The sequence below is a fragment of the Paratractidigestivibacter sp. genome, assembly GCF_052362415.1.
Classification (GTDB): domain Bacteria; phylum Actinomycetota; class Coriobacteriia; order Coriobacteriales; family Atopobiaceae; genus Paratractidigestivibacter.
Map to the genome: position 1 here is coordinate 1,436 of NZ_DAWEMK010000148.1, position 1,974 is coordinate 3,409.

Sequence of the window (1,974 nt, forward strand, 5' to 3'; positions counted from 1 at the left end):
GTACTGGTAGTTCGTGGGATAGAGCATCTCGTCCGCGGTAAAGAAGCCCGTCTCCTCGATCACGCGCAGGTGCATGCGGCGCACGGCCTTCACGCCCTCGAGCAGGTCGGCCGGCGCCTCCGGGTCGGGGTTGTGGAGGAGCCCCTTGTACCCCGTGCCCTTGGTGCGGGGCTTGTTCGTGTACACGCGCGGGATGACGATGAGCTTGTCGCGGACCTCGTCGGCCACGCTGGCCAGGCGGTTCATGTAGTCGAGCACGGAGTCCTCGCGGTCGGCCGAGCACGGCCCGATGATCAGCAGGCGCCGGTCGTCCTCGCCGCGCATGACGGCGGCGACCTCGGCGTCGAAGGCGGCCTTGCGCTCGGAGAGCTCGGCAGAGAGCGGCAGCTCCTCGCGGACCTCCTTGGCCATGGGCAGGTGGCGCTTGAAGTTCATCGACATGCGGGTACTCCTCCACTCGTAATTTCAGCGTTAGACATTATCGGGGGTCGCGGGCGCACGGGCAACGCAGAAGGCTAACATTGGGACCGTATGTAACAAAGACGAGACAGGAGGAACCATGTCCTGCACCACGATCCTAGTGGGAAAGAACGCGAGCTTCGACGGCTCGACCATCATCGCCCGCAACGAGGACTGCCCGAGCGGCGAGTTCTGCGAGAAGCGCTTCTCGGTGAGCAATGCTGCGGGCAAGAAGACCTACAAGAGCGTCATCGGCCACCTCGAGGTGCCGCTGCCCGACGGCGGCGGGCGCTACACCTGCATGCCCAACGCCGACCTCAAGGAGGGCCTGTGGGAGGCCGCGGGCGTGAACGCCCATAACGTCGCCATAACGGCCACCGAGACCCTGACCACCAACGAGCGCGTGCTCGCGGCCGACCCCCTCGTGGCCTACAAGGCAGCTATCGGCGAGCCCGGCCAGGACGGCTACGAGGCCGAGCAGGTGGGCGGCATCGGCGAGGAGGACATGGTCACCCTCGTCCTCCCCTACGCCACGAGCGCCCGCGACGGCGTCCTGCGCCTGGGCGCTCTCCTTGAGCGCTACGGCACCTACGAGATGAACGGCATCGCGTTCTCCGACGTCGACGAGATCTGGTGGCTCGAGACCGTGGGCGGCCACCACTGGATCGCCCGCCGCGTGCCGGACGACTGCTACGTCACGATGCCCAACCAGCTCGGCCTCGACTCCTTCGACCTGGACGATGCCCTCGGCGAGGGCCGCGAGCACCTGTGCTCCCCCGACCTTCGCGAGTTCATCCAGAAGAACCACCTCGACCTCAGCCTCGACGGCGAGCTCAACCCGCGCGACGCCTTCGGCAGCCGCTCAGACGCCGACCACGTGTACAACACTCCGCGCGCCTGGGACATGCAGCGCTGGCTCAACCCGTCCGCCGGCCCCTGGGAGACCGCGGCGGCGCACGAGGAGTTCGGCCCCGAGTCCGACCGCCTGCCGTGGTGCCGCGTGCCTGAGCGCAAGATTACCATCGAGGACGTCAAGTACGTGCTCAGCCTCCACTACCAGGGCACGGTCTACGACCCCTACGGCCACATCGGCACCCCGGCGACGCGCGGTCTCTACCGCCCCATCGGCATCAACCGCAACTGCCAGCTCGCCGTCCTGCAGATCCGCCCCTACGTCGACGAGAAGCGCCGCGCGCTGCAGTGGATCGCGCTCGGCAGCAACGCGTTCAACGCGCTCGTGCCCTTCTTCACGCAGGTGGACGAGGTGCCGGCGTACGTCTCGTCGACGCCCAGGACCGTGACGACCGACAGCTTCTACTGGGCGAACCGCCTCATCGGCGCCATGGCCGACGCGAGCTACTCCGCCTGCCTGCCGCACGTCGAGCGCTACCAGGAGAAGCTGCAGAGCGAGGCCACGCGCCTCGTGCACGAGTGCGACGAGGCCGCGGGCGACCCGGCGGCGGCCAACCAGGCCATCGCCGACGCCGCGCGCAAGCGCACCGACTGCCTGCTCGG

1 protein-coding gene and 1 pseudogene are annotated in these 1,974 nt (G+C 68.2%); one reads left to right on the forward strand and one right to left on the reverse strand.

Going from position 1 to position 1,974, the window contains the following annotated elements:
- Positions 1–441 (reverse strand): annotated as a pseudogene (locus ACT84W_RS10105) (3-deoxy-7-phosphoheptulonate synthase); the annotation flags it as partial.
- A gap of 118 nt (positions 442–559) precedes the next feature.
- Between ACT84W_RS10105 and ACT84W_RS10110 the strand changes: the two are divergent.
- A partial coding sequence (locus ACT84W_RS10110) for a C69 family dipeptidase (protein WP_444329117.1) occupies positions 560–1,974 on the forward strand: 1,415 nt, incomplete at its 3' end.